Source organism: Streptomyces sp. NPDC056224 (assembly GCF_042267665.1).
Lineage (GTDB): Bacteria > Actinomycetota > Actinomycetes > Streptomycetales > Streptomycetaceae > Streptomyces.
Genome location: NZ_JBHJTK010000005.1, coordinates 1 through 22917, shown reverse-complemented (window position 1 = coordinate 22917; position 22917 = coordinate 1). Strand labels below are relative to the sequence as shown.

General features: G+C 71.8%; 20 protein-coding genes. 9 read left to right on the top strand and 11 right to left on the bottom strand.

Features of this window, described 5'->3' with window-relative positions; genetic code table 11:
- Positions 1–45: 45 nt before the first annotated feature.
- The 4 genes from ACFCZ1_RS09005 to ACFCZ1_RS08990 form a co-directional block, all read right to left on the bottom strand.
- Positions 46–774, bottom strand: coding sequence for a hypothetical protein (locus tag ACFCZ1_RS09005; protein ID WP_376677730.1), 729 nt, complete (start codon positions 772–774; stop codon positions 46–48).
- A gap of 129 nt (positions 775–903) precedes the next feature.
- Entirely contained in the window at positions 904–2730 is a 1827-nt protein-coding gene (locus ACFCZ1_RS09000; RefSeq protein WP_376677970.1) for an acyl-CoA dehydrogenase, read from the bottom strand.
- Positions 2731–2846: 116 nt separating this feature from the next.
- Positions 2847–3206 (bottom strand): ATP-binding protein, encoded by a 360-nt coding sequence (locus ACFCZ1_RS08995; RefSeq protein WP_376677729.1) that lies wholly within the window; start codon positions 3204–3206, stop codon positions 2847–2849.
- A complete protein-coding gene (locus ACFCZ1_RS08990) occupies positions 3203–3409 on the bottom strand; it encodes a hypothetical protein (RefSeq protein ID WP_376677728.1) in 207 nt (68 codons plus the stop codon). The genes ACFCZ1_RS08995 and ACFCZ1_RS08990 overlap by 4 nt, the downstream gene beginning before the upstream one ends.
- 117 nt (positions 3410–3526) lie before the next feature.
- Between ACFCZ1_RS08990 and ACFCZ1_RS08985 the strand changes: the two genes are divergently transcribed.
- The 6 genes from ACFCZ1_RS08985 (at position 3527) to ACFCZ1_RS08960 (ending at position 7807) form a co-directional block, all read left to right on the top strand.
- Positions 3527–4378, top strand: coding sequence for a helix-turn-helix domain-containing protein (locus ACFCZ1_RS08985; RefSeq protein WP_376677727.1), 852 nt, complete (start codon positions 3527–3529; stop codon positions 4376–4378).
- Positions 4359–4652, top strand: coding sequence for a DUF397 domain-containing protein (locus tag ACFCZ1_RS08980; RefSeq protein ID WP_376677726.1), 294 nt, complete (start codon positions 4359–4361; stop codon positions 4650–4652). Before ACFCZ1_RS08985 ends, ACFCZ1_RS08980 begins: the two co-directional genes overlap by 20 nt.
- Before the next feature lie 81 nt (positions 4653–4733).
- Positions 4734–5192, top strand: coding sequence for an SseB family protein (locus tag ACFCZ1_RS08975; RefSeq protein WP_356871053.1), 459 nt, complete (start codon positions 4734–4736; stop codon positions 5190–5192).
- A gap of 56 nt (positions 5193–5248) precedes the next feature.
- The gene (locus ACFCZ1_RS08970) at positions 5249–6211 is read left to right on the top strand and encodes an ArsR/SmtB family transcription factor (RefSeq protein WP_376677725.1); all 963 of its coding nucleotides are present in this window, start codon (positions 5249–5251) and stop codon (positions 6209–6211) included.
- Between the two features lie 110 nt (positions 6212–6321).
- Positions 6322–6696, top strand: coding sequence for a hypothetical protein (locus tag ACFCZ1_RS08965; protein ID WP_376677724.1), 375 nt, complete (start codon positions 6322–6324; stop codon positions 6694–6696).
- Positions 6697–6814: 118 nt separating this feature from the next.
- Complete coding sequence (locus ACFCZ1_RS08960) at positions 6815–7807, top strand: pirin family protein (protein WP_376677723.1); 993 nt, start codon at positions 6815–6817, stop codon at positions 7805–7807.
- A gap of 68 nt (positions 7808–7875) precedes the next feature.
- On the opposite strand, the gene ACFCZ1_RS08955 is transcribed toward ACFCZ1_RS08960, so the two are convergent.
- Positions 7876–8940 carry an AI-2E family transporter gene (locus tag ACFCZ1_RS08955; RefSeq protein ID WP_376677722.1) on the bottom strand — a complete coding sequence of 355 codons (1065 nt, stop codon included), beginning with the start codon at positions 8938–8940 and terminating at the stop codon, positions 7876–7878.
- Positions 8941–8985: 45 nt separating this feature from the next.
- Positions 8986–11169 (bottom strand): SpoIIE family protein phosphatase, encoded by a 2184-nt coding sequence (locus ACFCZ1_RS08950; RefSeq protein ID WP_376677721.1) that lies wholly within the window; start codon positions 11167–11169, stop codon positions 8986–8988.
- Positions 11170–11328: 159 nt separating this feature from the next.
- Here ACFCZ1_RS08950 and aspS point away from each other — a divergent pair, with 159 nt between their 5' ends.
- Positions 11329–13146 carry an aspartate--tRNA ligase gene (aspS, locus tag ACFCZ1_RS08945; RefSeq protein ID WP_376677720.1) on the top strand — a complete coding sequence of 606 codons (1818 nt, stop codon included), beginning with the start codon at positions 11329–11331 and terminating at the stop codon, positions 13144–13146.
- 99 nt (positions 13147–13245) lie between these two features.
- Here aspS and ACFCZ1_RS08940 read toward each other — a convergent pair whose 3' ends face one another.
- Complete coding sequence (locus tag ACFCZ1_RS08940; RefSeq protein ID WP_376677719.1) at positions 13246–14778, bottom strand: VWA domain-containing protein; 1533 nt, start codon at positions 14776–14778, stop codon at positions 13246–13248.
- A 294-nt stretch (positions 14779–15072) separates the two neighbouring features.
- On the opposite strand from ACFCZ1_RS08940, the gene ACFCZ1_RS08935 reads away from it, so the two are divergent.
- Positions 15073–17160 (top strand): PhoX family phosphatase, encoded by a 2088-nt coding sequence (locus ACFCZ1_RS08935; RefSeq protein WP_376677718.1) that lies wholly within the window; start codon positions 15073–15075, stop codon positions 17158–17160.
- Between the two features lie 84 nt (positions 17161–17244).
- On the opposite strand, the gene ACFCZ1_RS08930 is transcribed toward ACFCZ1_RS08935, so the two are convergent.
- From ACFCZ1_RS08930 to ACFCZ1_RS08915, 4 genes are all read right to left on the bottom strand, one after another.
- Positions 17245–18528, bottom strand: coding sequence for a sensor histidine kinase (locus ACFCZ1_RS08930; RefSeq protein ID WP_376677969.1), 1284 nt, complete (start codon positions 18526–18528; stop codon positions 17245–17247).
- Entirely contained in the window at positions 18516–19232 is a 717-nt protein-coding gene (locus tag ACFCZ1_RS08925; RefSeq protein WP_376677717.1) for a hypothetical protein, read from the bottom strand. The genes ACFCZ1_RS08930 and ACFCZ1_RS08925 overlap by 13 nt, the downstream gene beginning before the upstream one ends.
- 71 nt (positions 19233–19303) lie before the next feature.
- Entirely contained in the window at positions 19304–21295 is a 1992-nt protein-coding gene (locus ACFCZ1_RS08920) for an FUSC family protein (protein WP_376677716.1), read from the bottom strand.
- Positions 21296–21375: 80 nt separating this feature from the next.
- A complete protein-coding gene (locus tag ACFCZ1_RS08915) occupies positions 21376–22203 on the bottom strand; it encodes a hypothetical protein (RefSeq protein ID WP_376677715.1) in 828 nt (275 codons plus the stop codon).
- A gap of 251 nt (positions 22204–22454) precedes the next feature.
- Between ACFCZ1_RS08915 and ACFCZ1_RS08910 the strand changes: the two genes are divergently transcribed.
- A complete protein-coding gene (locus ACFCZ1_RS08910; RefSeq protein ID WP_376677714.1) occupies positions 22455–22865 on the top strand; it encodes a hypothetical protein in 411 nt (136 codons plus the stop codon).
- Positions 22866–22917: the final 52 nt, after the last annotated feature.

Sequence of the window (22917 nt, the reverse complement as noted above, 5' to 3'; positions counted from 1 at the left end):
GGGGTCGGGGACCGCAGGGTGTGTGATCTGCGGGCGCGTCGATTCTCAGCCCGGCGGGCGCTCGAATCTGCGGTGCAGTTGTCTGCGCTCGCCCCGGCGGATGCGCGGGAGCATCTCCGGGGTCTGCGCGGAGCGCTGCGCGCGCCTCTTGCGTCCGGCGCAGAAGATACAGGCCTCACCGGGGGGCGCGTCGGGATCGATGGGCGCACCGGGGTGCTCGGAGCAGCCCGAGGCGTTGCGGGGCCGGGACAGCTCGCGCGCGACGATGAAGGCGCGGTGGAGGTCGTCGGCGATGCGGACGAAGTCCTCGGCGGGCGAGGACAGGCTCAGGTGGAAGCGCTGGTCCTCGACCGTGCGCAGGAACGCGCGCAGCGCCGACAGCGTGTACGGGCCCTCCGGCACGGGGTAGCCCAGGCGCCGCTGCTCCCCGGCGGGGCCCGCCGCCCGGCCGCCCTGCAGGCGCTGCCCGAGGCGTCGCCGGTCGTTGCAGATGAGGCAGCGGCCCCAGCCTTCCGGCGCCTCGGGGTCGAGGGCGCCGTTGGGGTGCTCGGGGCAGCCGGTGTAGCTCTTGGCGGGTGCCAGCCCGGCGGCGGTCTGGAAGGCCACGTAGAGGGCGTCGGCGATCCCGTCGTACTCGGCGGGGTGCGCGCCGTCGTACAGCTCGCGCAGGTGGTCGCCGAGGCTGCCCAGGCTCGCCTGCAGCTCCTTGAGGGCGTACGGCCGCCCGGTGGGGACGGAGTACCCCCTGCTGCCGTGCTGATCCTGTGGACTCATGTGTACGAGCGTCCCATGAACGACCGACAACGGGGAAAGCCGCAGGACACAGGCCTGTGGCGAGGTACGGCAGCGGCCGGGCCCCCGTGCGGAGGACCCGGCCGCTGGACGTTCGGTGCGGGGTGCGGGCTAGAACGCGGCCTCGTCGAGCTCCATGAGGGAGTTGTCGACGACCTCGGCCAGCTGGCGCTGGACCGAGACGCCCGGCAGGACCTGCGCCGCGAAGAACTTCGCGGCGGCGATCTTGCCGGTGTAGAACGGCACGTCCTTGGCGGAGGCGGTGGCGAGCTTCTCGGCGGCCACGGCCGCGCCCTTGAGCAGCAGGTATCCGACGACCACGTCGCCGGAGGCCATCAGCAGGCGGGTGGTGTTCTGGCCGACCTTGTAGATGTTCTTGACGTCCTCGCCGGTGGCGGTGAGGTCGACGATCATCTGGCCGACGATGGCCTCCAGGTCCACGGCGGCCTTGGCGAGCGCGTCGCGGGCGCCGGCCAGCTCCTCGCCGCCGACGGCCTCGGCCAGGAACTTCTTGATCGTCTCGGAGAGGACGTTCAGGGAGGCGCCCTGGTCGCGGACGATCTTCCGGAAGAAGAAGTCCTGGCCCTGGATGGCCGTGGTGCCCTCGTAGAGGGTGTCGATCTTGGCGTCGCGGATGTACTGCTCGATCGGGTACTCCTGCAGGTAACCGGAGCCGCCGAAGGTCTGCAGGGACTGCGCGAGCTGCTCGTACGACTTCTCCGAGCCGTAGCCCTTCACGATCGGCAGGAGCAGGTCGTTCAGGCCGATCTCGACGGAGGCGTCCTCGCCCGCGGCCTGCTTGAGCTGGATGGTGTCCTGGACGGAGGCGGTGTACAGGACGAGGGCGCGCATGCCCTCGGCGTACGCCTTCTGCGTCATGAGCGAGCGGCGCACGTCGGGGTGGTGCGTGATGGTGACCTTGGGCGCGGTCTTGTCCATGAAGTTCGCGAGGTCCGGGCCCTGCACGCGCTCCTTGGCGTACTCCAGCGCGTTGAGGTAGCCGGTGGAGAGGGTGGCGATGGCCTTCGTGCCGACCATCATCCGGGCGAACTCGATGATCATGAACATCTGGCGGATGCCGTCGTGCTTGTCGCCGATCAGCCAGCCCTTGGCGGGGTGCTGGTCGCCGAAGGTCATCTCGCACGTGTTGGAGGCCTTGAGGCCCATCTTGTGCTCGACGTTCGTCGCGTAGACGCCGTTGCGCTCGCCCAGCTCGCCGGTCTCCCAGTCGAAGTGGAACTTCGGGACGAGGAAGAGGGACAGGCCCTTGGTGCCCGGGCCGTGGCCCTCGGGGCGGGCGAGGACGTAGTGGAGGATGTTCTCCTCCATGTCGTGCTCACCGGAGGTGATGAAGCGCTTCACGCCCTCGATGTGCCAGGAGCCGTCGGCCTGCTGGACCGCCTTGGTGCGGCCGGCGCCGACGTCCGAGCCGGCGTCCGGCTCGGTGAGGACCATGGTGGAGCCCCAGCGCTTCTCGACGGCTATCTGCGCGACCTTCTTCTGCGCCTCGTTGCCCTCTTCGAAGAGGATGCCGGCGAACGCCGGGCCGGAGGAGTACATCCAGATGGCCGGGTTCGAGCCGAGCAGCAGCTCCGCGTAGGCCCAGATGAGGGAGCGGGGCGAGGTGGTGCCGCCGATCTCCTCGGGCAGGCCCAGGCGCCAGTACTCGGATTCCATGAAGGCTTCGTAGCTCTTCTTGAACGAGGCCGGGACCGGCGCGGTGTTGGTGGCCGGGTCGAAGACCGGCGGGTTGCGGTCGGCGTCCGTGAAGGACTCGGCCAGCTCGTTCTCGGCGAGGCGGGTGAGCTCCGACAGGACGCTCTTGGCGGTCTCGGTGTCCATCTCCTCGAAGGGACCGGTGCCGTACAGCTTGTCGCGGCCGAGCACCTCGAAGAGGTTGAACTCGATGTCGCGGAGATTCGACTTGTAGTGCCCCATGGCGACGGCTCCGTTAAGGCTCGGGGAGACAGGTTCCTCGTACATACCAATCGGTAACGTAATGATGCTACCCGTGGGTAATAAGGCGCAACCCTTGGCGCGCAATGTGACCAGCGTCAAAGCTCGCACCAGACGGTCTTGGTGTCCGGGCCCCGGACGACGCCCCACCGGAGCGCCACCGCGTCGAGCAGGACGAGGCCCCGCCCGGACTCGTCGCCGTCGGCCGCCTGCCGCGGTACGGGCCACACCCGCGGCTCGGGATCGGTGAGCTCGACCCGCGTACGGGTTGCCCTTCCGGTGATCCGCAGGGTGACGGGCGTGCCTTCGCCGAGGTGGGTGATCGCGTTGGTCAGCAGCTCGCTGACGCAGAGCTCCGCGTCGGGGCAGGCGCCGTCGCCGAGGTGCTCGCGCACGGCGTGGCGGAGGAGGGGTACGGCCCCGGGGACGGCGAGCAGCCGGATGGTGAGGGCGTTCACCGGTCGCCCAGGGCGGCGGCGAGGAGCCGGGCGGTGGCCGGGTTGCAGTTGCCGAGAGTGATGAGGGGCGGCGTGCGGTGGCTGCTGGCGTAGGAGGGGAGGTGCAGGTCGAGGGAGGGCAGCGTGATGCCGTGCGCGGCGAGTGCGGCGCGGAGCTCGGCCAGGGCCTCGATGGCGAGACGGTTGCCTGCGTGGTCGCTCATGAGAAGCAGCCATTCCTGTGCGGAGTGTGACGAACTGCTCACAGGCTGCCGTGACCCGGAGTAGCGTGGAAGGGTTTCCGGTTACGCAGGGCAAGTGGCAAATGGCGGTGGTGGGTTGTGCCCCCTCGTAAGGACACCGACGCGTCGGCGAATGTCCCCTCCTTCTACGGCGCCGAGCTGCGCTACAAGCGGGAGGCTGCCGGGTTCACGCTGGAGCAGCTGGCGGACGGCAGCTTCAGGGGTGTGCCGTTCCTGAGCCAGATCGAGCGCGGCGAACGCCGGATGCCACCGGATCTGGCCCGGCACGTGGACGCGAAGCTGGGGACGGACGGCTTTTTCGAGCGCCGTTGTGAAGATGCGCGGCGGGCGAAGCAGTCCGGGCACGCGGAGTACTTCGCGGACGTCGCGGAAATGGAGCCGTACGCCGAGACGATCGAGGAATGGGCGCCGATGCTGGTGCCGGGGCTTCTCCAGACAGCCGCATACGCCACGGCGGTTTCGCGTACCACGCTGCCATGGCTGCGACCTGCGGTCGTGGAGAAGCAGGTCCACGCCCGTATGGAGCGGGCAAAGCTGTGGGACCGCGAGGACCGTCCGGCGTTCTGGGTGATCCTCAACGAGTTGCTGATCCGCAGACCGCTGCTGCCCCATGAGGAAATGGCGGACCAGTTGGATCGGATCGCGCATGTGGTGCGGTCCACGCAGAGCGTTTTGCAGCTCCTTCCGGAAACGGCGGCTGCCCATCCCATGATGATGGGCATGACCAAGACCATGACCTTCCCCGATGCGCCGCCCGTCGTGTATACGGAGGGTCTGCACAGCGGTCAGCTCATCGACTATCCGGCCCTCGTGAAGGACTACCGCAGGTCGTACGATCTGCTCAGGGCTGCCGCGCTGTCACCTGAGGCGTCCCTGGCGATGATCGACGCAGCTGCAGAGGACTTCCGACATGGCAAGCACCGACATTGACTTGGCGTCCGCCCGCTGGCGCAAGAGCAGCTACAGCAACGGCAGCGGCGGAGACTGCGTCGAGGTCGCCGAGGCATTCCCCGGTGCCGCCCGCTGGCGCAAGAGCAGCTACAGCAACGGCGATGGAGGCAACTGCGTCGAGGTCGCGGACGGCCTGGTCGGGATCGTTCCCGTCCGCGACTCGAAGAGGCCGCACGGGCCCGCAGTGATCGTCACGGCCGGTGCGTGGGTGCCGTTCGTGCGGGCGCTGAAGGCCGCGGAAATTCCCGCCTGAGGCCGACCCCCTCCGCCCGCCCCCGGAGGGACTGGCCCGTACCGGCCGGTTCGGTGCCGGTCGCTCGGTAGGGTGGGCCGCATGTACGGCTACGACCAGAACCCGGGTGCCCAGCAGCAGTATGCGCAGCAGCCCCCGCAGGGCTACGCGCAGCAGGCGCCGCCGCTGTACCCGGAGCCGTCCCCGCCGTCCCTCGCGGACGCGGTACGCGCCTTCACCACCGGGTCGCTGTCGGCCGAGGACTTCCAGCAGATCTTCGCCACCTCGAAGGTCTACTGCCCGCGCGGCGAGACCCCGGGCTTCCTGGCGCTGCACAACACGCAGCAGCCGGTCATCCCGATGTTCACCACGCTCAAGGAGCTGCGCCGGTACGCCGGCAAGGAGTCCAAGTACTTCGTGATCACCGGCGCGGAGGTCATCGACCTGCTGCCGACCGGGTACGGCTTCGTCCTCGACATGGAGGGCGACCACCGGATGGTCTTCGACGCGAAGGCGGTCGAGCAGATGGTCGACTTCGCGATGCGCCGCATGTACGGCTAGACGCCGTTGCTGCGCAGACGGCTAGCCGACGCCTGACGGGGGGCTCGTTGCTGAGGGTGCAGTTCACCACCGAGGACCTGCTCAACGTCACCTTCGCGAGCGAGCCGCTCCCGCTGGTGGAGCTGGCCATGGCGCTCGTCGCCTGGCAGCGCACCGACGAGCAGGCGGTTTTCGGCCGCTGGCGGGGCCACGTCGCCCGGGAGTTACCGGGCCGGGTGCGCCCGCTGCTGGACCTGGTGCGGCCGGACGGTGACAACCCGCAGTTCGTCGAGCCGTACTCGCGCACCCTGGACGAGGGGCTGGTGGCCGTACGGGACGCGGGCCCGCTGCTCACCACCGGCGAACTGGGCCGCACCGCCGCCCGGGCCCCCGGCGGTGCGTCCTGGCTGCGCGCGCTGTGGGGCCAGGACCGCGAGGCGTGGGGTCAGCTCGACAGCGCGATCCGGTCCGCGTACGAGGTGGTCGTCGCCCCGAACTGGCCGCGGATCCGGCAGTCCTTCCAGGCGGACGTGGCCTGGCGCACCCGGCTGCTGGCCGCCCACGGCATCAAGGCGTGCCTGGCCAGCACGCATCCGCAGGCCGACTGGACGGGCTCGGTCTTCGAGGTCGGGCTGCCGCCGGACTACGCGACCACCCTCGGCGGCCGTGGCCTGCTGCTGATGCCCTCGCCGTTCTGGACGGGGCGTCCGCTGCTCGCGGAGGGCCCGGAGGGTCCGGACGGCAGGCGCCTGCTGTTGTACCCGGCGCTGACCCCGCTGCCGCTGGTCGGACCGGGCCCGGCGGAGGGGGCGCTGGACGCGCTGCTGGGCCGGACCCGGGCGGCGGTGCTCCAGCTGCTGATCCAGCAGCGCACGACCAGCGAACTGGCCAGGGACCTCGACATCAGCCTCCCCTCGGTCTCCGAACACACCCGCACCCTGCGCGCGGCCGGCCTGATCACCACCCAGCGCGACGGCAAGGCGGTCCTCCACTCGGCCACCGGCCTGGGCGTGGACCTGCTCCACAGCGGCGGTCTCTGATCCTTTCGGGCAGGCCCGAAAGGATCGCGGCGGGGGGCCGCGGCTCCCGACCATCAGTGCTGCGGGGGAATCCACGGGGGGTCCCCCGCCTCACATACGAGGAGGCAGTGATGGTTGGTACGTCGATCCGCACGAAGCTCGCCGTGGTCGCGGCGGCCGGGATGCTGGCGCTGGGCACGGGGGTCCTGGCGGCGGGGCCGGCCCAGGCGTCGGATTACGAGATCCTGGGGTGCCCGTCCGGTTTCGCGTGCATCTACACCGAAGGCTGGAACTCGACCACCGTGTCCCAGAAGTGGGACCGGGCCGGCACCTACAACCTCAGCAACCAGGAGAACTACCACTGGGTCATCAACAACCAGACCCAGAACTGGAAGTTCAAGCTGTGCACGGGCTACGGCGGCACCGGTACGTGTGAGTCCATGCCCCTGGACCAGTGGGAGTGGCGGAACCTCACGCCGGTCAACTCGGTGATCGTCTCGCCGTAACCGCAGGTCGGACCACCCGCAGGCCCCGGGGGAATTCCCCCGGGGCCCGCTCTGTTCTGTGGGGTGTGGCAGAAAGTTCGAGTTTCAACTAAACTCGACGCAGAAGGAGGTCCTGACCATGCCCGCAGTGACTGTTGAGAACCCGTTGACGCTTCCGCGCGTGGCCCGGCCGCAGGCCGTCGTTCCGCGCAAGGTGCTGGCCGTCACCACCGCTCCCGGTGGTTTCGAGGGTGAGGGATTCCCGGTGCGCCGCGCGTTCGCGGGGATCAACTACCAGTACCTCGACCCGTTCATCATGATGGACCAGATGGGCGAGGTGGAGTACGCCCCGGGCGAGCCCAAGGGCACCCCGTGGCACCCGCACCGCGGCTTCGAGACCGTCACGTACCTGATCGACGGAACGTTCGTCCATCAGGACAGCAACGGCGGCGGCGGCGTCATCAACGGCGGTGACACGCAGTGGATGACCGCCGGTTCGGGCCTGCTCCACATCGAGGCTCCGCCGGAATCCCTCGTCGTCAGCGGCGGGCTGTTCCACGGCCTCCAGCTGTGGGTGAACCTCCCGGCCTCCGACAAGATGATGCCCCCGCGCTACCAGGACATCGGCGGCGGCCAGGTCCAGCTGCTGTCCACCCCGGACGGCGGCGCCCTGCTCCGCGTGATCGCCGGTGAGCTCGACGGACACCAGGGCCCGGGCATCACCCACACCCCGATCACGATGATCCACGCGACCGTCACCCCGGGCGCGCAGATCACCCTGCCGTGGCGCGAGGACTTCAACGCGCTGGCGTACGTGCTGGCCGGGCGCGGGTCGGTCGGCGAGGACCGCCGGCCCGTCCACACCGGGCAGACGGCCGTCTTCGGCGAGGGCGGATCGCTCACGGTGCGGGCGGACGAGGCCCAGGACTCGAACGCCCCGGACCTGGAGGTCGTGCTCCTCGGCGGCCGTCCGATCCGGGAACCGATGGCGCACTACGGTCCGTTCGTCATGAACAGCAAGCACGAACTCCAGCAGGCCTTCGACGACTTCCAGGCCGGCCGGCTGGGGCGCATCCCCACCACCGCCCGCACGGGCCTCGGCCACCGCGGCGCCGGCGACGCGGAGGACTGACCGGCCCGGACGTGCTCCCGGCAGGCAGGACGTCCCGCCGGGCAGGACGTCCCGCCGGGCGGGATCCGTCAGGCGGGATCCACGGGCCCGGGCCGCGGCGCATCGCCGTACCGGGCCCGCAGTTCCGAGACCACCCCGAAGAAGGCCGCGGTCAGCGGTACCGCCAGCAGCATTCCCAGGATCCCGGCGATGCTCGCCCCGGCGGTGATGGCCAGCATCACCACGGCCGGGTGCATCTGCACCGTGCGGCTCTGCACCAGGGGCTGGAGCACGTACCCCTCGAGCATCTGCACCGCCAGCACCAGACCGAGCGCCCACAGGCCGATGACCCAGCCCCGGTCGGCGAAGGCGACGAGGACCGCCACGGCGCCCGACAGGATGGCCCCCAGGTAGGGGATGTAGGCGGTCACGAAGACCAGGGAGGCCAGCCCCAGGGCGCCCGGCACGCCGAGGACCAGCAGGCCCGCCCCGATCAGCACGGCGTCGACCAGGGCCACGAAGGTGGTCCCGCGCATGAAGCCCTCGACGGCCGCGAAGGCGTGCCGCCCCATGGCCTCCATCAGGTCGCCCGACCGGCTCGGCACCAGCGAGCGCAGCGCCCCCGCGGCCCGGTGGGAGTCGCGGAGGAAGAAGAAGATCAGCACCAGCGAGAGCAGGGCCATCGCGAGCACCGAGCCGACCACGCTGAGCCCGGTGACCACGCCCGACGCGGCGGTGCCGCCGAACTTCGTGAGCAGCTCCTTGGAGTTCGCGGTGATGTCCTCCAGCGAGGTGCCCACCGCCCCGACGTGCTCGGCGAGGGCCTCGCCGGCCCGCCGCAGGGCGTCGATGATCTGATCGCCGGTCTCGATGAGCGCGAGGACGACGACGTACGTGGCCCCGCCGGTGACGGCGACCACGGCGAGGCAGGTCAGGGCCGCGGCGAGCGAGCGGTTCATTCCCGCGCGGACCAGGCGCCGGTGCATCGGTCCGAGCAGGGCCGTGCCGAGCACGGCCAGCAGGACGGGTGTGACGGCGGTCTGGAAGACGATGCACAGCCATACGCCGACGGCGAGGACCGCGGCCACGAGCAGGGCGACGGCGCACCAGGCGGCGACGCGCCGTACGGGCGCAGGCAGGAGGGGATCGGACACCGCTGTATCCAATCACGGTCCGTCAGCCCGCCCCCGGTGCCGGGCTCAGCGCACCGGTTCCGCGTCCGGCTTCGACTGCTCGCGCAGTTCGAACCAGATCGACTTGCCCTCGCCCTGCGGGTCCACGCCCCAGGTGTCGGCCAGCATCTCCATCAGCAGCACGCCGCGGCCGCTGGAGGCCATCTCGCCGGGGTGCCGCTTGTGCGGGAGCTCGTCGCTGGCGTCCGCGACCTCGACGCGCAGCCGACGCCCGCCCAGCTCGCCCGCCGCCTCCGCGACCAGGAGCGCGTCGCCGTCGGTGTGCACCAGTACGTTCGTCACCATCTCGGAGACCATGAGCACCACCGAGTCCACCTGCTCGGGGTCGGCCCAGTCGTGCAGCAGCTCGCGGATCTGGCGGCGGGCGCCCGCGATCTGCTCCGGTTCGGCCTGGGCCACGGTCAGCATCGTGCGACGGGCCGGCCGGCCGGGGTGGAGCTGCGGGGAGCCGCAGCCGCACCCGCCGCCCTCGCGGCACAGCAGCACCACCGCTATGTCGTCCTCGCGGCGGTCGGCCAGCGGGCCGGTGGTGTGGTGCGAGGACGGTCCGTGAACGGCCTGGACCAGCAGGTCGGCCAGCTTTTCGAGGTGGCCTGCGGCGAGGTCCGCCTCGGTCTCCAGGATCGCGCGCAGCCGGGCCCAGCCGGTGTCCAGGTCGTGCCCGCCGGTCTCGATGAGCCCGTCGGTGCACAGCATCATCGTCTCGCCGGGTTCCAGGGTGAACCGGGTGGTCGGATAGTCGGTGTCCGGGACGATCCCGAGGGGCAGGCCGCCCGCCGTGGGGCGCACCAGGACGGTGCCGTCCGTCATCCGGATCGCGGGGTCGGGATGGCCTGCGCGGGCCACCTCCAGCACTCCGGTCCGCGGGTCGCACTCCACGTACAGGCAGGTCGCGAACCGCGGGCTCTGGAAGTCCGGGTCGGCGCCTCCGCCGAGGTCCGGGTCCTCGGCGGAATCGGACTCCTGCGAGGAGCACAGCCCGGCCAGGAAGCGGGAGGCGCGGGAGAGCACCGCGTCGGGGCGGTGGCCCTCGGAGGCGTACGCCCGTACGGCGATCCGCAGCTGGCCCATCAGTCCGGCCGCGCGCACGTCGTGGCCCTGCACGTCGCCGATGACCAGCGCGAACCGTCCCGAGGGCAGCGGGATCATGTCGTACCAGTCGCCGCCGACCTGCAGCCCGCCGCCGGTCGGGACGTACCGGGCGGCGATCTGCATGCCGGGGATCTCGGGGCCGAGCTGCGGCATCATCGACCGCTGCAGGCCGGTGGTGAGTTCCCGCTCGGATTCGGCCACCCCTGCGCGCTGGAGGGCCTGCGCGAGCATCCGGGCCACGGTGGTCAGCACGGACCGTTCGTCGGGGGAGAAGGACACCGGGTGCTTGAAGGCGGCCATCCAGGCGCCCATGGTCCGTCCGGCCACGATCAGGGGCAGGAACGCCCAGGACTCCCGGTCGAAGCGCTGGGCGAGCGGCCAGGTGGCCGGGAAGCGCCGCTTGTAGTCCTCGGGGCTGGGCAGGTAGATGGCCCGGCCGGAGCGGACGACCTCCGCGGCCGGATAGTCCGTCTCCAGCGTCATGTCCGTGAAGGGCCCCTCGTCCCCCGGACCGTGCCCGTGGTGCCCGATGATCGACAGCCGGTCCCCGGCCACGCCGAAGACGGCGAGACCGTCCGGGTTGAAGCCGGGCATGGACAGCGAGGCCGCGACCCGCAGCACCTCCGCCGTGGAGCGGGCCTCCGCCAGCGCCCGGCCCGCGTCCAGCAGGAAGGCCTCGCGGGAGCGCCGCCAGTCGCCGGTGATCGGGGTGTGCGCGGCGGTGGTGCCGGGCTGCGGCTCGGCGATCTCCTGGATGGTGCCGATCAGCTCGTAGTCGACGCGGCCGTCCGGGTCGCGGTTCTCGACCGGTTTGGAGCGGCTGCGTACGGTGCGCAGGACCCGCCCGTCCTCGTCCATGATCCGCAGCCTGGCCTCGGCGAGCGTGCCCTCGGCGACGGCCAGGTTCACGATGCCGTTGATCTCGTTCCAGTCCACCGGGTGGAACCGCGACCGCACGGCGACCTCGGGCAGCACCACGGGCTCGGCGGGCAGCCCGAGGAGCCGGGCGGCCTCGGTGTCGAGTGTGACCGTCCCGGAGGCGTTGTCCCATCGCCACAGGCCGGTCGCGATGGCGGCCAGGACGTCCTCGGTGCGCACCCGGCCATCTTTACAGGTCATCACTCTCACGTGCCTGTTCACCGGGCCCCGGTGGGCTCTTGCGCGGGGCCCGGCGGGCGTGCCCGACCCGGCCGCCGCCCGGACGGTAACCTTGTGACGGTTGAATCCACCCTGGTATCGCGAAGAACTGGATGACTGATGCATCGGTACAGGTCCCACACCTGCGGCGAGCTCCGCGCCTCTGACGTCAACGCCGACGTCCGGCTGAGCGGCTGGCTGCACAACCGTCGAGACCTGGGCGGCATCCTCTTCATCGATCTGCGTGACCACTACGGCATCACGCAGCTCGTGGCCCGTCCCGGCACCGCCGCGAACGAGGCGCTGAGCAGCGTCACCAAGGAGACCGTCGTCCGCATCGACGGCAAGGTCGTCTCCCGTGGCGCGGACAACGTCAACCCCGAGCTCCCCACCGGCGAGATCGAGATCGAGGTCGCCGAGGTCGAGGTGCTCGGCGCGGCCGCCCCGCTGCCCTTCACCATCAACACCGACGACGGTGTGAACGAGGAGCGGCGCCTGGAGTACCGCTTCCTCGACCTGCGCCGTGAGCGCATGCACCGCAACATCATGCTGCGCTCGGCCGTCATCGCGGCCATCCGGCACAAGATGGTGGCCCTCGGCTTCAACGAGATGGCGACCCCGATCCTCACCGCGACCTCCCCCGAGGGCGCCCGTGACTTCGTGGTGCCGTCCCGTCTGAACCCGGGCAGGTTCTACGCCCTGCCGCAGGCCCCGCAGCAGTTCAAGCAGCTGCTGATGATCTCCGGCTTCGACCGGTACTTCCAGATCGCGCCGTGCTTCCGCGACGAGGACGCCCGCGCCGACCGTTCGCCGGGCGAGTTCTACCAGCTCGACGTGGAGATGTCCTTCGTCGAGCAGGAGGACGTCTTCCAGCCGATCGAGCGCCTGATGACCGAGCTCTTCACCGAGTTCGGCAACGGCCGCGAGGTCACCTCCCCCTTCCCGCGGATCCCGTTCCGCGAGTCGATGCTGAAGTACGGCAACGACAAGCCCGACCTGCGCGCCAAGCTGGAGCTCGTCGACATCACCGACGTGTTCGAGGCCTCGGAGTTCAAGGCCTTCGCCGGCAAGCACGTGCGCGCCCTGGCCGTCCCGGACACCGCCGCGCAGCCGCGCAAGTTCTTCGACGGCCTCGGCGAGTACGCGATCTCGCTGGGCGCCAAGGGCCTGGCCTGGGTCCGCGTCGGCGAGGACGGCGCCCTGAGCGGCCCGATCGCCAAGTTCCTCACCGAGGAGAACGTCAAGGTCCTCACCGAGCGCCTGGGCCTGGTCCCCGGCCACGCCGTGTTCTTCGGCGCGGGCGACTTCGACGAGGTCTCCAAGATCATGGGCCCGGTCCGGGTCGAGGCCGCCAAGCGCGCCGGCCAGTTCGAGGAGAACGTCTTCCGCTTCTGCTGGATCGTCGACTTCCCGATGTACGAGAAGGACGAGGACACCGGCCGGATCGACTTCTCCCACAACCCCTTCTCCATGCCGCAGGGCGGGATGAAGGACCTGGAGGAGAAGGACCCGCTCGACATCCTGGCGTGGCAGTACGACATCGTCTGCAACGGCATCGAGCTGTCCTCCGGCGCCATCCGCAACCACGAGCCCGAGGTCATGCTGAAGGCCTTCGAGATTGCGGGCTACGAGGCCGAGACCGTCGAGCGCGAGTTCGCCGGCATGCTGCGCGCCTTCCGTCTCGGCGCCCCGCCGCATGGTGGCATCGCCCCGGGCGTGGACCGCATCGTGATGCTGCTGGCCGACGAGCCGAACATCCGCGAGACCATCGCCTTCCCGCTGAACGGCAACGCGCAGGACCTGATGATGGGCGCGCCCACCGTCCTGGAGGAGTCCCGCCTGCGTGAGCTGAACATCGCGCTGCGCAAGCCGGTCGAGGCGAAGCCGGCGGAGGCCAAGCCGATCGCCGAGGCCGTCCACCCGGACGCCGCGCGGTAACGCGACGCGCTGATCGAGGAAGGGCCCGGGATCCTTGGATCCCGGGCCCTTCCGTCGTACCTGAACCTTCCCGGACCTTCCCGGGTCTCCCCGGACCTACTAGAACCGGTCGAGGATGCCCTTGAGGAGGGCGGCGGAGGTCAGCTCGCGCGGGGCGGGGCCGGCGTGGAAGAAGCCGGCGTTCTCGGCGTCCAGCTTGCGCAGGAAGTCGAAGGCCTTCGCGTCGTGGTCGCCGAAGGCGACGAACTGCCAGTGGATGCCGGGGGCGGTGGTGGCCGCCTCGGCCAGGGCCGCCTTGGCGGGCTGCCGGTTGTCGGGGGCGCCGTCGGTCTGGAAGACGACGAGGGCCGGGCCCTCGCCACCGTCCTTGCGGTAGTGCTCGACGACGGCCTCGACGGCGACGTGGTAGCTGGTGCGGCCCATCCGGCCGAGCTCGGCGTGGCGGGCCTCGACCCAGCCCTCGTCGTGGCCGTCGAGGGCCAGGTCGGCGGTGCCGTCCAGTTCGGTGGAGAAGAAGACGGTGTGGACCGTGGCCTGGTCGTCGAGGTGCGCGGCCAGGGCGAGGGCGTGGTCGGCGAGGTACTGGGCGCTGCCGTCCTTGTAGAACCCGCGCATCGATCCGGACCGGTCCAGGACGAGGTACACCTTGGCGCGCGCCCCGGCCTTGCCCTTGCCCCGGAGCACCTGCCCGGCGGCCTTGTAGGCCCCGGCGACCCCGGGAGCCCGCTTGCGCACCGCGGCTGCCGCGTGCGCGGGCCCTGCCTCCTCGGCCTCCTCGGCTTCGACGACCGGCTCGGGACCGGCCTCGGCGGCGAGGGGCTCTGCCTCCGGTGCTGGTGCGGCGGCCTCGACGGCGACCGGCTCGGGTTCAGCCTCGGCTTCGGGGGCGACGGCTTCGGCAGCGACCGGCTCGGGCTCCGCCTCAGGTGCGGCGGCTTCGGCGGCGGCCGGCTCGGGCTCGGCCTCGGCGGCGGCCGGCTCGGGTTCGGCCTCCGCTTCGGGGGCGACGGCTTCGGCGGTGACCGGCTCGGGCTCGGCGGCGGCCGGCTCGGGTTCGGCCTCCGCTTCGGGGGCGACGGCCTCGGCGGTGACCGGCTCCGGCTCCGCCTCGGGTGCGGTGGCTTCGGCGGCGACCGGCTCCGTCTCCGGGGCGGCTGCCTCGGCGGCTGCCGGCTCCGGTGCGGTTTCGGCGTCGGCGTCGGCGTCGGCTTCCGGCTGTGCCTGCGGCACGACGGCCTCGCCGACCGGCTCGGGGTCCGCCTCCGGCGCCGGAACGTCCGCCTCGGCCGGCTCGGCCTCGGCTTCGGGCGCCACCGGCCCGGTGGGGCCCTGCTGTACCGACGGAGGAACGGGGCGGCGGGCCTCCGGCACCGTGGCGTCCGCCGACGGCGCGGACGCGGGCGACGGGTCCGGGGCCGGGGCCGTGAGGACCGTTCCCGGCTCGCGGTCCCGCGGTGCGGACTGCGGCGGAACGGTGGGGTTGTCGAAGGACGCGGCCACCAGCTCGGCCGCCACGTCCAGCGGGGTGCGTTCTGTCTGGCTCGGGAGGTTCGCCGAGGGGGTGTCCGAAGTCTCCGGAACGGGTTCCGCGGACCGTCCGAACACCTTGCGCAACAAGCTCCGAATACCCATGGGCCAGGCCTTTCGCATGAGTGCGTGCGTCGTTTGTCCGTGCTGCGCGGATGATCCCTGCCCAGAGTGGACACGTAAGGTTATCGGCCGCCCGGCTGGATCTTCGGGAGGGGCACCTTTCGTGGTGTCCGGTTTCCGGACGCGCTCACCCCCTTCCCGAACTCCCGCTCCGACGTGCTGGGTTCACCGACCGTTCATCCCCGCGCCGCCGCTTCGGCGCACCTCCCGCCTAGCGTCACCGCTGGATCGTTCCGACACGTTGTCGGCGCCCACGCAGCTACCCGGAGGACATTCGTGCGCAAGCTCCTGCCGCTCATCGGCAACCCGCATGGGAGCGGCCGTTCCGCTCTCACCTGCCGCTACCGCTGTGGCGACGCCTGCTTCCACGAGGTGCCGAACACCAGCGACAACGAGTACGCCGGCGATGTCATAGCCCGCGCGTACTCCCGCCGCTCGATGCTGCGCACCGCCGCCGTCGTGACCGTCGCCACCGCCGCGGGCAGCGCCATCGCCCTCAGCGGCCCCGGCCAGAGCGCCCTCGCCGCGCCCGTCGGCGAGGCCGGGGCCGCCGGTGCCTCCAAGAGCGGCGAGGCCGCCCGCGGCCTGCGCTTCAAGGCCGTCGCCCCGAACACCGACGACAAGGTCACGGTCCCCGAGGGCCACGACCAGAACGTGGTCATCCGCTGGGGCGAGCCGATCCTCAAGGGTGCCCCGGGCTTCAACGCCGACAAGCAGACCGCCGCCGCGCAGGCCGGTCAGTTCGGCTACAACAACGACTTCCTGAGCCTTCTCCCGCTCGGCGGCGACTACGAGCGCCAGCAGCTGCTCGTGGCCAACCACGAGTACACGGACGAGAACCTCATGTTCAAGGGGTACGACCCGGCCAACCCGACCCGCGAGCAGGTCGAGATCGCCTGGGCCGCGCACGGCCTGTCCGTGGTCGTCGTCCAGGAGGACCACCGCAGCGGCAAGCTGACCGCAGTCACCCGCCACCAGCTCAACCGCCGCCTGACCGCCACCAGCGAGTTCAAGCTGACCGGCCCGGCAGCGGGCAGCGCCCTGCTGAAGACGTCGGCCGACGCCACCGGCACCAAGGTGCTCGGCACCCTCAACAACTGCGCCGGCGGCACCACCCCGTGGGGCACCACCCTCCACGGCGAGGAGAACTTCAACCAGTACTTCGGCAACGCCGGCCAGGTCACCGACCCCGCCCAGGCCGCCCGCCTGAAGCGCTACGGCGTGACCGCCGGTGCCACCGAGCGCAAGTGGGAGCGGTTCGACAAGCGCTTCGACGTCGCGCAGGAGCCCAACGAGTCCCACCGCTTCGGCTGGGTCGTCGAGCTCGACCCGTACGACCCGCACTCCACCCCGCGCAAGCGCACCGCGCTCGGCCGCTTCAAGCACGAGGCCGCGCAGCCCCGCCTGACCGAGGACGGCCGTCCGGTCGTCTACATGGGCGACGACGAGCGCTTCGACTACTTCTACAAGTTCGTCTCGTCGAAGCAGATGAAGAAGGGCAACTCGCGCGCGGCGAAGGAGCACAACCTCACGCTGCTCGACGAGGGCACCCTCTACGTCGCCAAGCTGACCGGTGATTCCCCGGCCGACGCGATCGACGGCTCCGGCAAGCTGCCCGCCGACGGCGAGTTCGACGGCTCCGGCGTCTGGATCAAGCTCGCCACCGGCAACGTCTCGCACGTCGAGGGCATGACCGCCGAGGAGGTCTACGTCTTCACGCGTCAGGCCGCCGACAAGGTGGGCGCGACCAAGATGGACCGCCCCGAGGACGTCGAGCCGTCCCCGCGCACCGGTCGTGTCTACATCGCGCTGACCAACAACACCGACCGCGGCAAGGCCGGCAAGGCGGGCGCGGACGAGGCCAACCCGCGCAACCTGAACAAGCACGGCCAGATCCTGGAGCTCGCCGAGAACTTCGACGACCCGGCCGGCGACGGCTTCGCCTGGCGCCTCTTCCTGGTCGCCGGTGACCCGAACGACCCGGCGACCTACTTCGCGGGCTTCCCGAAGGACAAGGTCAGCCCGATCTCCTGCCCGGACAACGTGGCCTTCGACCCGCACGGCAACCTGTGGATCTCCACGGACGGCAACCAGCTCGGCTCCCACGACGGCCTGTTCGGTGTGGCGACCGCCGGTGACCGCCGCGGTGAGCTGAAGCAGTTCCTGACCGTCCCGCGCGGCGCCGAGACCTGCGGCCCGCTCATCCAGGACAAGCGCGTCCTGGTGTCCGTGCAGCACCCGGGCGAGATCGACGGCGCCTCGGTCGAGAAGCCGCAGTCCGTGTGGCCCGACGGCCCGGGCAAGATCGTCCGCCCGGCGGTCGTCTCCGTCTGGCGCAAGGACGGCAAGAACATCGGCGTCTGACCCGGTCGATGAGCACGCACAGTTGAGGGGAGCGCGAGGGGATGTTTCACGTGAAACATCCCCTCGCGCATGCCCTGGCGTTGGTCAACTCCCGTCCGTCAGACGCCCGACGGGAAGCCGGAGCGTGGTCACCGCGCCCCCGTCCGGGGCGTTGGCGAAGTCGAGCGTGATCTCCAGGACCGCCGCCTGCCCGGCCACGATCGTCAGCCCCAGCCCGTGGCCCCGGCCGCGCCCCGGGTCCCCCGTGCGGAACCGCTGCGGCCCCTGCTCGATCAGCTCGGGCGGATAGCCGGGCCCGTGGTCGCGGATCACCACCACCGGGCCCTCGACGATCACCTCGACCGGCGGCCCGCCGTGCTTGTGGGAGTTGACCAGCAGGTTGGCCAGGATCCGGTCCAGGCGGCGCCGGTCGGTGAGCACCACCGTGTCCCGGAGCACCCGTACGGAGGCGTCCAGGCCGGTCGCGGCGACGGCCCGCCGCACGGCCCGGCCCAGCTCCACCCGGTCGAGCTCCGCCCGTTCCACGCCGGAGTCCAGCCGGGAGATCTCCAGCAGGTCCTCGGTGAGCAGGTGCAGGGCCTTCAGCCGGTCGTTGATCATTTCCTTGGGGCGCCCCTCCGGCAGCAGCGCCGCCGCGGCCAGTGAGCCCGTGAGCGGGGTGCGCAGCTCGTGCGCGACATCCGCCGTGAAGCGCTTCTCCGCCTCCAGCCGGCCCTGGAGCGACCCGGCCATCGAGTCCAGCGCCTGTGCCACGTCCCGCACTTCGTCCCGGGAGCGGGCCTGCCGCGGACCGTCCGCGTCGTCCTTGGCGCGGGCGTCCCCGTCGGCGGGGAAGTCCACCCGGGCGTCCAGGTCCCCGGCGCTGATCCGGCGCGCCACGGCGGCCGTGGTCGTGAGCCGCCGGCTGATCCGGTTGGCGAGGAACAGGCCGGCCAGTGCGACCACTCCGGCCGCGAGCAGCGAGGAGGCGAGGATCGCCGCGTCGATGTCCCGCAGCCGGTCACGGGTGCTCTCGTACGGGAGCCAGACCGCGAGGGCATGGTCGTCGGCGGGTCCGGCGGCCCACATGACGGGCTTGGCCCCGTGCTCGCCGACCATGCTTCCGGTGTCCCCGCGGGCGACCAGCTCACGCAGTCGCTCCGGCAGGTCGGGCGGGTCCAGGACGGCGGCCACATCGCCGTGCGCGGTGCCGTACTCGTAGTGGCCGAGGGCGTGGTCCAAGTCCCCGTACGCCTCCTTGCGGACCTCCCCGACGATCTGCCGGGCGACGACGTTGTGGACCAGGATCCCCAGCGCGGCGGCGACCATGCAGCACACCATGGTGGTGGTCAGGGCGATCTTCCAGCGCAGGCTGCTCAGCGCGCGCATCGCGATCCGCTCCCGCGCAGCGGTGTCTGCGTGAGCGTCGGGCACTCGTCGAGGGTGAGCTGCGAAAGACTCATCAGCCCGGTCCCGGGGTCCCACACGTAGTCGGAGACGGCGACGTACTTCGGGTTCGAGGTGGGCTCGCGTACCGCCAGGTGCTCGGCGGCCACCTCCACGCCCTCCAGCACCCCGCGCCGGGCCAGGATCCGGGCGACGGAGCCGTCGTCGCGGGCCGTGTAGACGCGCAGCTCGCTGACGCGGCCGTCGATGTCCAGGGCGGTGATCAGCTCGTCCTTGCCGTCGCCCGTCAGGTCGTGCAGGACGCCGGGGCGCACCGGGCAGCGGGGGCCGCCGTCCCCGGCCCGTGTGCAGAGCGCGAGCCGTTGTGCCGCCCGGGGGTCGACGAGGCGGCCGGTGCCGCCGTCCTGGGTGAGGTCGGCGGTGATGTCGGCGCGTACGACGGCGAGCGCGTCGACGCCGCGCATGCCCTTGTTCTTGTCCGGGACCTTGGGGCCGGGCACCGGGGCGGCCGTGCCCGGCTGCTGTCCGGGGTCGGGCGGGCCGGGGCGGATGTCCTGCCACAGGGTGCGGGGGGCGTGCACCGTGCCGAGGTCACCGTCGCTCTGCAGTCCCTCCACGTCGGCGCATCCGGCCGTCACCGCCAGAACGGCGGCGAGGACCGGTATGGCGGCCAGCGCGCGGTGCATGTACCGATGCTCTCCCGCCGGGGTGCCTCCGGCCCGGCCACTGGGCCATTCGGGGGCCGGGCGGGGCCGGGTCAGCCGCGCGGGTCGGTGATGGCGCGGGCCGCCGCCAGTTCCTGGTGGAGCGAGAACAGGACGCCCGACTCGTCGTCCGTCGGTTCCGGTTCGGAGCGGACCGGGGTGGTGGTGCTGCGGACGGCCCCGGCCAGGGCGCGGAGCCGGAGGGTGATTCCGTCGACCTCGGCGGGCTCCGGGGGTCGGGCGCCGTGGTCGACGCGGACGCGGGCGGCGGTGGTCGCGTCCACGATGCGTTCGACGGCGACGACCAGGGGCCACCACGCGGCGGCCCGGGTGCCCGTCGGGGGCGGTTCGGTCAGCGCCCGCTGGAACTCGCTGCGCACGTCCGACAGGTCGCGGTAGATCCGGCGCCGCGCCTGGAGGCGGGCCGTGCGGGTCTTACGCAGGCCCGCCTCCGTCGGCGGATGGGCGCCGAACGCCCGCTCCACGTACCGGGCGGCGTCGTCCACGGTGTCGGCGAGCCGGTCGCCGATGCGCGTGTGCCAGCTCTCGGGCCACAGCAGGTAGCCCGCGACGAGGGCGATGGCGCAGCCGATCAGGCTGTCCACCAGCCGGGGGCGGATCAGGTCGAATCCCTGGTGGTTGAGCAGGTCCGAGAGGAGGAGGATGACCGGGGTGATCGCCGCGGTCTGGAAGGCGTACCCCTTGGCGGAGAAGGCGGGGATCAGGGCGGCCAGGACCATCATCACCGGTACGTCCCACCAGCCGCGCGGCACCTCGGCCAGCACGGCCGCCGCGATGACCAGCCCGGCCGCGGTGCCCAGCGCGCGCAGCACGGCCCGGGAGAACACCGAGCCGAAGTCGGGCTTGAGGACGAAGGTGACGGTCAGCGCGACCCAGTAGGAGCGCTCGACCTCGATGAGCGAGACGAGGGACTGCGCGAGCCCGATGCACAGCGCGAGCCGCAGCCCGTACCGCCAGGAGGCCCTGGACAGCATCATGTCGCGCACCGCGCGCCGGGCCCGGACGTGCAGGGCGGCGGGCCGGCCGAGCCGGTCGTCGAGGACGTAGGGGTCCGGTTCGGCGAGGAACACGTGGCTCGCCGCGTGCCGCAGGGCCGAGTCGACGGCCCGTTCGGCCGGTGTGTGAGGGGCGGGCAGTTCCAGTACGGGTGTTCCGGTGCGCCCCTCCTCGACGGCGGCCGCCAGGTCCCGGACGGCCGCGGGGATCTCGGGCGGCAGCGGCCGGCCGCGCAGGTGTGCGGCCGGCGCGGCCTCCACCAGCGGGATCACCACGTTGAGCTGTGTCAGCAGCCGCACCAGCGCGGGGCTGTGGCCGTGGAGCCGGGCCCGTCGGCCCAGAACCAGGTCGTAGGCCTGGTTCAGGGCCTGGGTGAGCTGCTGGCGGTGCTCCGCGTAGTCCGGTCCGCCGGCGGCCTGCAGGGTGTCGGCCAGGGCGCGGTAGGTGGCGGCGACCGCGTCGCGCTCCGGCTGACGGCCGCGCAGTGGCCAGCCCAGCAGGGTCAGGGCGAGGACGAACAGTCCGCCCGCGCACATCAGCAGGGGCGCCGTCCACCAGGGCTGCGGCAGCGGCAGACCGGCCCCGATCACGGCGTTGAGCAGGAGCAGCAGCCCGGACACGGAGGCGACCGTGCCGATGGAGGAGATCATCCCGGAGACCAGGGCGATGAGGGTGAGGGCGCCGACGGCCAGCCAGCCGTGTCCGAAGACCAGGGTGCCCAGTGCGACCCCCACGGCGCCGAAGAGCTGCGGTACGGCGATGTTCAGGATCCGCATCCGGTAGGCGTCGGCGGTGTCGCCGATGACTCCGGAGAGGGCGCCCATGGAGACGAGCGCACCGTACTCGGGCTCGTCCAGGGCGAATCCCACGGCGAGGGGGACGGACAGTGCGACCGCCGAGCGCACCACCGCGGCCCAGGGGATCGGCGCGGTGCTCGGCCGCAGTCCGTTCAGCAGCCAGGCGGGTGGAGCCAGCGGACGGTGCCGGTCTCGCCCGGACGGTATGTGGTCGGTGCGTTCGGTGCTCATTCCGCTTCCGTGCCGCCGCTCGCGAATCGGTTCTTCCGGTCTCTTCTGCGTCGTTCTGTGTGCGTTGGTACCTTCCGAGCTTATGGGGTGCGGCGCAGTCGGCCGGTCACCCAGGCGCCCAGCGCGGCGGCGAGCCCGATCGCCAGGACGATCCAGGCGCTGGTGCGCAGGAACGCGGTGAGTGCGTCGTACACCGCTCCGGCGGCCGCGCGGTCGATGTCGGCCGGCAGGTCGTCCAGGGTGAGCCGGCGGCACAGGTCCACGGCGATCCACAGGAGGACGGCCCCGGCCGCGAGCCCGAGACCGGTGGCGATGACGGCGCGCCGGCGGTGGACGGCGACCGCGACGGCCGTCGCGGCCAGGACCACGGTCAGTACGGGAAGCCAGATGCCGGCGATCTGGAGCATGCGGAATCCCTTCCGGAGAGCGCCGAGGTTGTCGTACTCCATGACCTCCACGGAGACGTGGGTCACCGGGATGCGGTCGGCGAAGGGCACGCCGTCGGCGACGAGTTCCCCTTTGACCTGTGCGATGACGGGCGCGAGGTCGATGGTGACGGCGTTGCCGTGGCCGGTGGTGAGCGCCTTCAGGAAGGCGGCGTGGGCGGCGCGGTTGGCCGCGTCCCAGGCGGTGCGGTAGGCCGGGGTGCCGGCAAAGGAGCTCAGGGCCTCACCGAGCAGGGCGTCCAGGTCGCCCTGGAAGGGGCCCGCGTCGATCTGCCCGGAGAGGGCGCGGCCGGCCTGGGTGACGACGAGGCCCTGTACGGCGGGGGCCGCGGCGAGCGGGGACATGACGGCGGTGTAGCGGTCGGCGTCGCCCAGCTCGTGCTCGGCCCAGTACGCGACGGCGCTCGCGGGCACGAGGAGGGCCGCGAGCGCGATGAGGACCGCCGACAGGATGGTGCGCACGTCACCAGGGAATGCCGAAGCGGGGCACCCGCGCGAGCCCCGTTGCTGCGGGCGGGTGCGGGTATCACCCGTGCGGGTTCTGATCCGGATATCCGGCGTCCGGAGGATGAAGAGTGAAGAGGGGCGAGGGCGTCGGGTGGGCGCTGCACGGCTGCGTCAACCTGGCGCCGGCGCGGCCGGACCGGGCCGTGATCCACTTGCCGGTCCGGGTCCGCGGGTGTGCCCTGGAGGATGGGAGAGAGGAGCCCGTCATGGCACATGCGGCACCCACCGCCCTTCGGCGGCACCCCTACCGCGGGTCGGCGGCCGTCGACCATTCCGGCAGGAACGCCCTCATCCGCGCCCTGCTCCTCGGACTCGTCTACGGAGTCTGGGCCGCCTTCATCAAGCGCGACACGGGCCCGGTGGACGCGGGCAACGTCTTCTACGGGATCCTGTGCGGCGCGCTCTTCGCCGCCTGCATGTTCGGTCTCAACCGTGTCGGTCCGCGCCTCATGCGCGAGGTCCACGCCACCGCGTACGGAGCCTTCGCGGGCATCGCCGTCGGCTACCTGCACAGCCTCACCGGTGCCAGCGTGTTCAGCTCCACCGTCATCGGCCTCTTCTCCGGCGTGGGCATCGGCGCAGTGGCGTTCTACCGCTACTACACGCGCGAGCCCTGAGGGCCGCAACCGCCCGCCGTACCGCCGCAGACCGCCCGGCCGTACTCACGGC

Excerpts from the sequence above, each read along its gene's own strand:
- ACFCZ1_RS08990 (WP_376677728.1), bottom strand. The coding sequence starts at position 3,409 with ATGAGCGACCACGCAGGCAACCGTCTCGCCATCGAGGCCCTGGCCGAG.
- ACFCZ1_RS08940 (WP_376677719.1), bottom strand. The coding sequence starts at position 14,778 with ATGGGTATTCGGAGCTTGTTGCGCAAGGTGTTCGGACGGTCCGCGGAA.
- ACFCZ1_RS08925 (WP_376677717.1), bottom strand. The coding sequence starts at position 19,232 with ATGCACCGCGCGCTGGCCGCCATACCGGTCCTCGCCGCCGTTCTGGCG.
- ACFCZ1_RS08930 (WP_376677969.1), bottom strand. The coding sequence starts at position 18,528 with ATGCGCGCGCTGAGCAGCCTGCGCTGGAAGATCGCCCTGACCACCACC.
- aspS (WP_376677720.1), top strand. The coding sequence starts at position 11,329 with ATGCATCGGTACAGGTCCCACACCTGCGGCGAGCTCCGCGCCTCTGAC.
- ACFCZ1_RS09000 (WP_376677970.1), bottom strand. The coding sequence starts at position 2,730 with ATGGGGCACTACAAGTCGAATCTCCGCGACATCGAGTTCAACCTCTTC.
- ACFCZ1_RS08980 (WP_376677726.1), top strand. The coding sequence starts at position 4,359 with ATGGCAAGCACCGACATTGACTTGGCGTCCGCCCGCTGGCGCAAGAGC.
- ACFCZ1_RS08965 (WP_376677724.1), top strand. The coding sequence starts at position 6,322 with ATGGTTGGTACGTCGATCCGCACGAAGCTCGCCGTGGTCGCGGCGGCC.
- ACFCZ1_RS08910 (WP_376677714.1), top strand. The coding sequence starts at position 22,455 with ATGGCACATGCGGCACCCACCGCCCTTCGGCGGCACCCCTACCGCGGG.
- ACFCZ1_RS08975 (WP_356871053.1), top strand. The coding sequence starts at position 4,734 with ATGTACGGCTACGACCAGAACCCGGGTGCCCAGCAGCAGTATGCGCAG.
- ACFCZ1_RS08920 (WP_376677716.1), bottom strand. The coding sequence starts at position 21,295 with ATGAGCACCGAACGCACCGACCACATACCGTCCGGGCGAGACCGGCAC.
- ACFCZ1_RS08960 (WP_376677723.1), top strand. The coding sequence starts at position 6,815 with ATGCCCGCAGTGACTGTTGAGAACCCGTTGACGCTTCCGCGCGTGGCC.
- ACFCZ1_RS09005 (WP_376677730.1), bottom strand. The coding sequence starts at position 774 with ATGAGTCCACAGGATCAGCACGGCAGCAGGGGGTACTCCGTCCCCACC.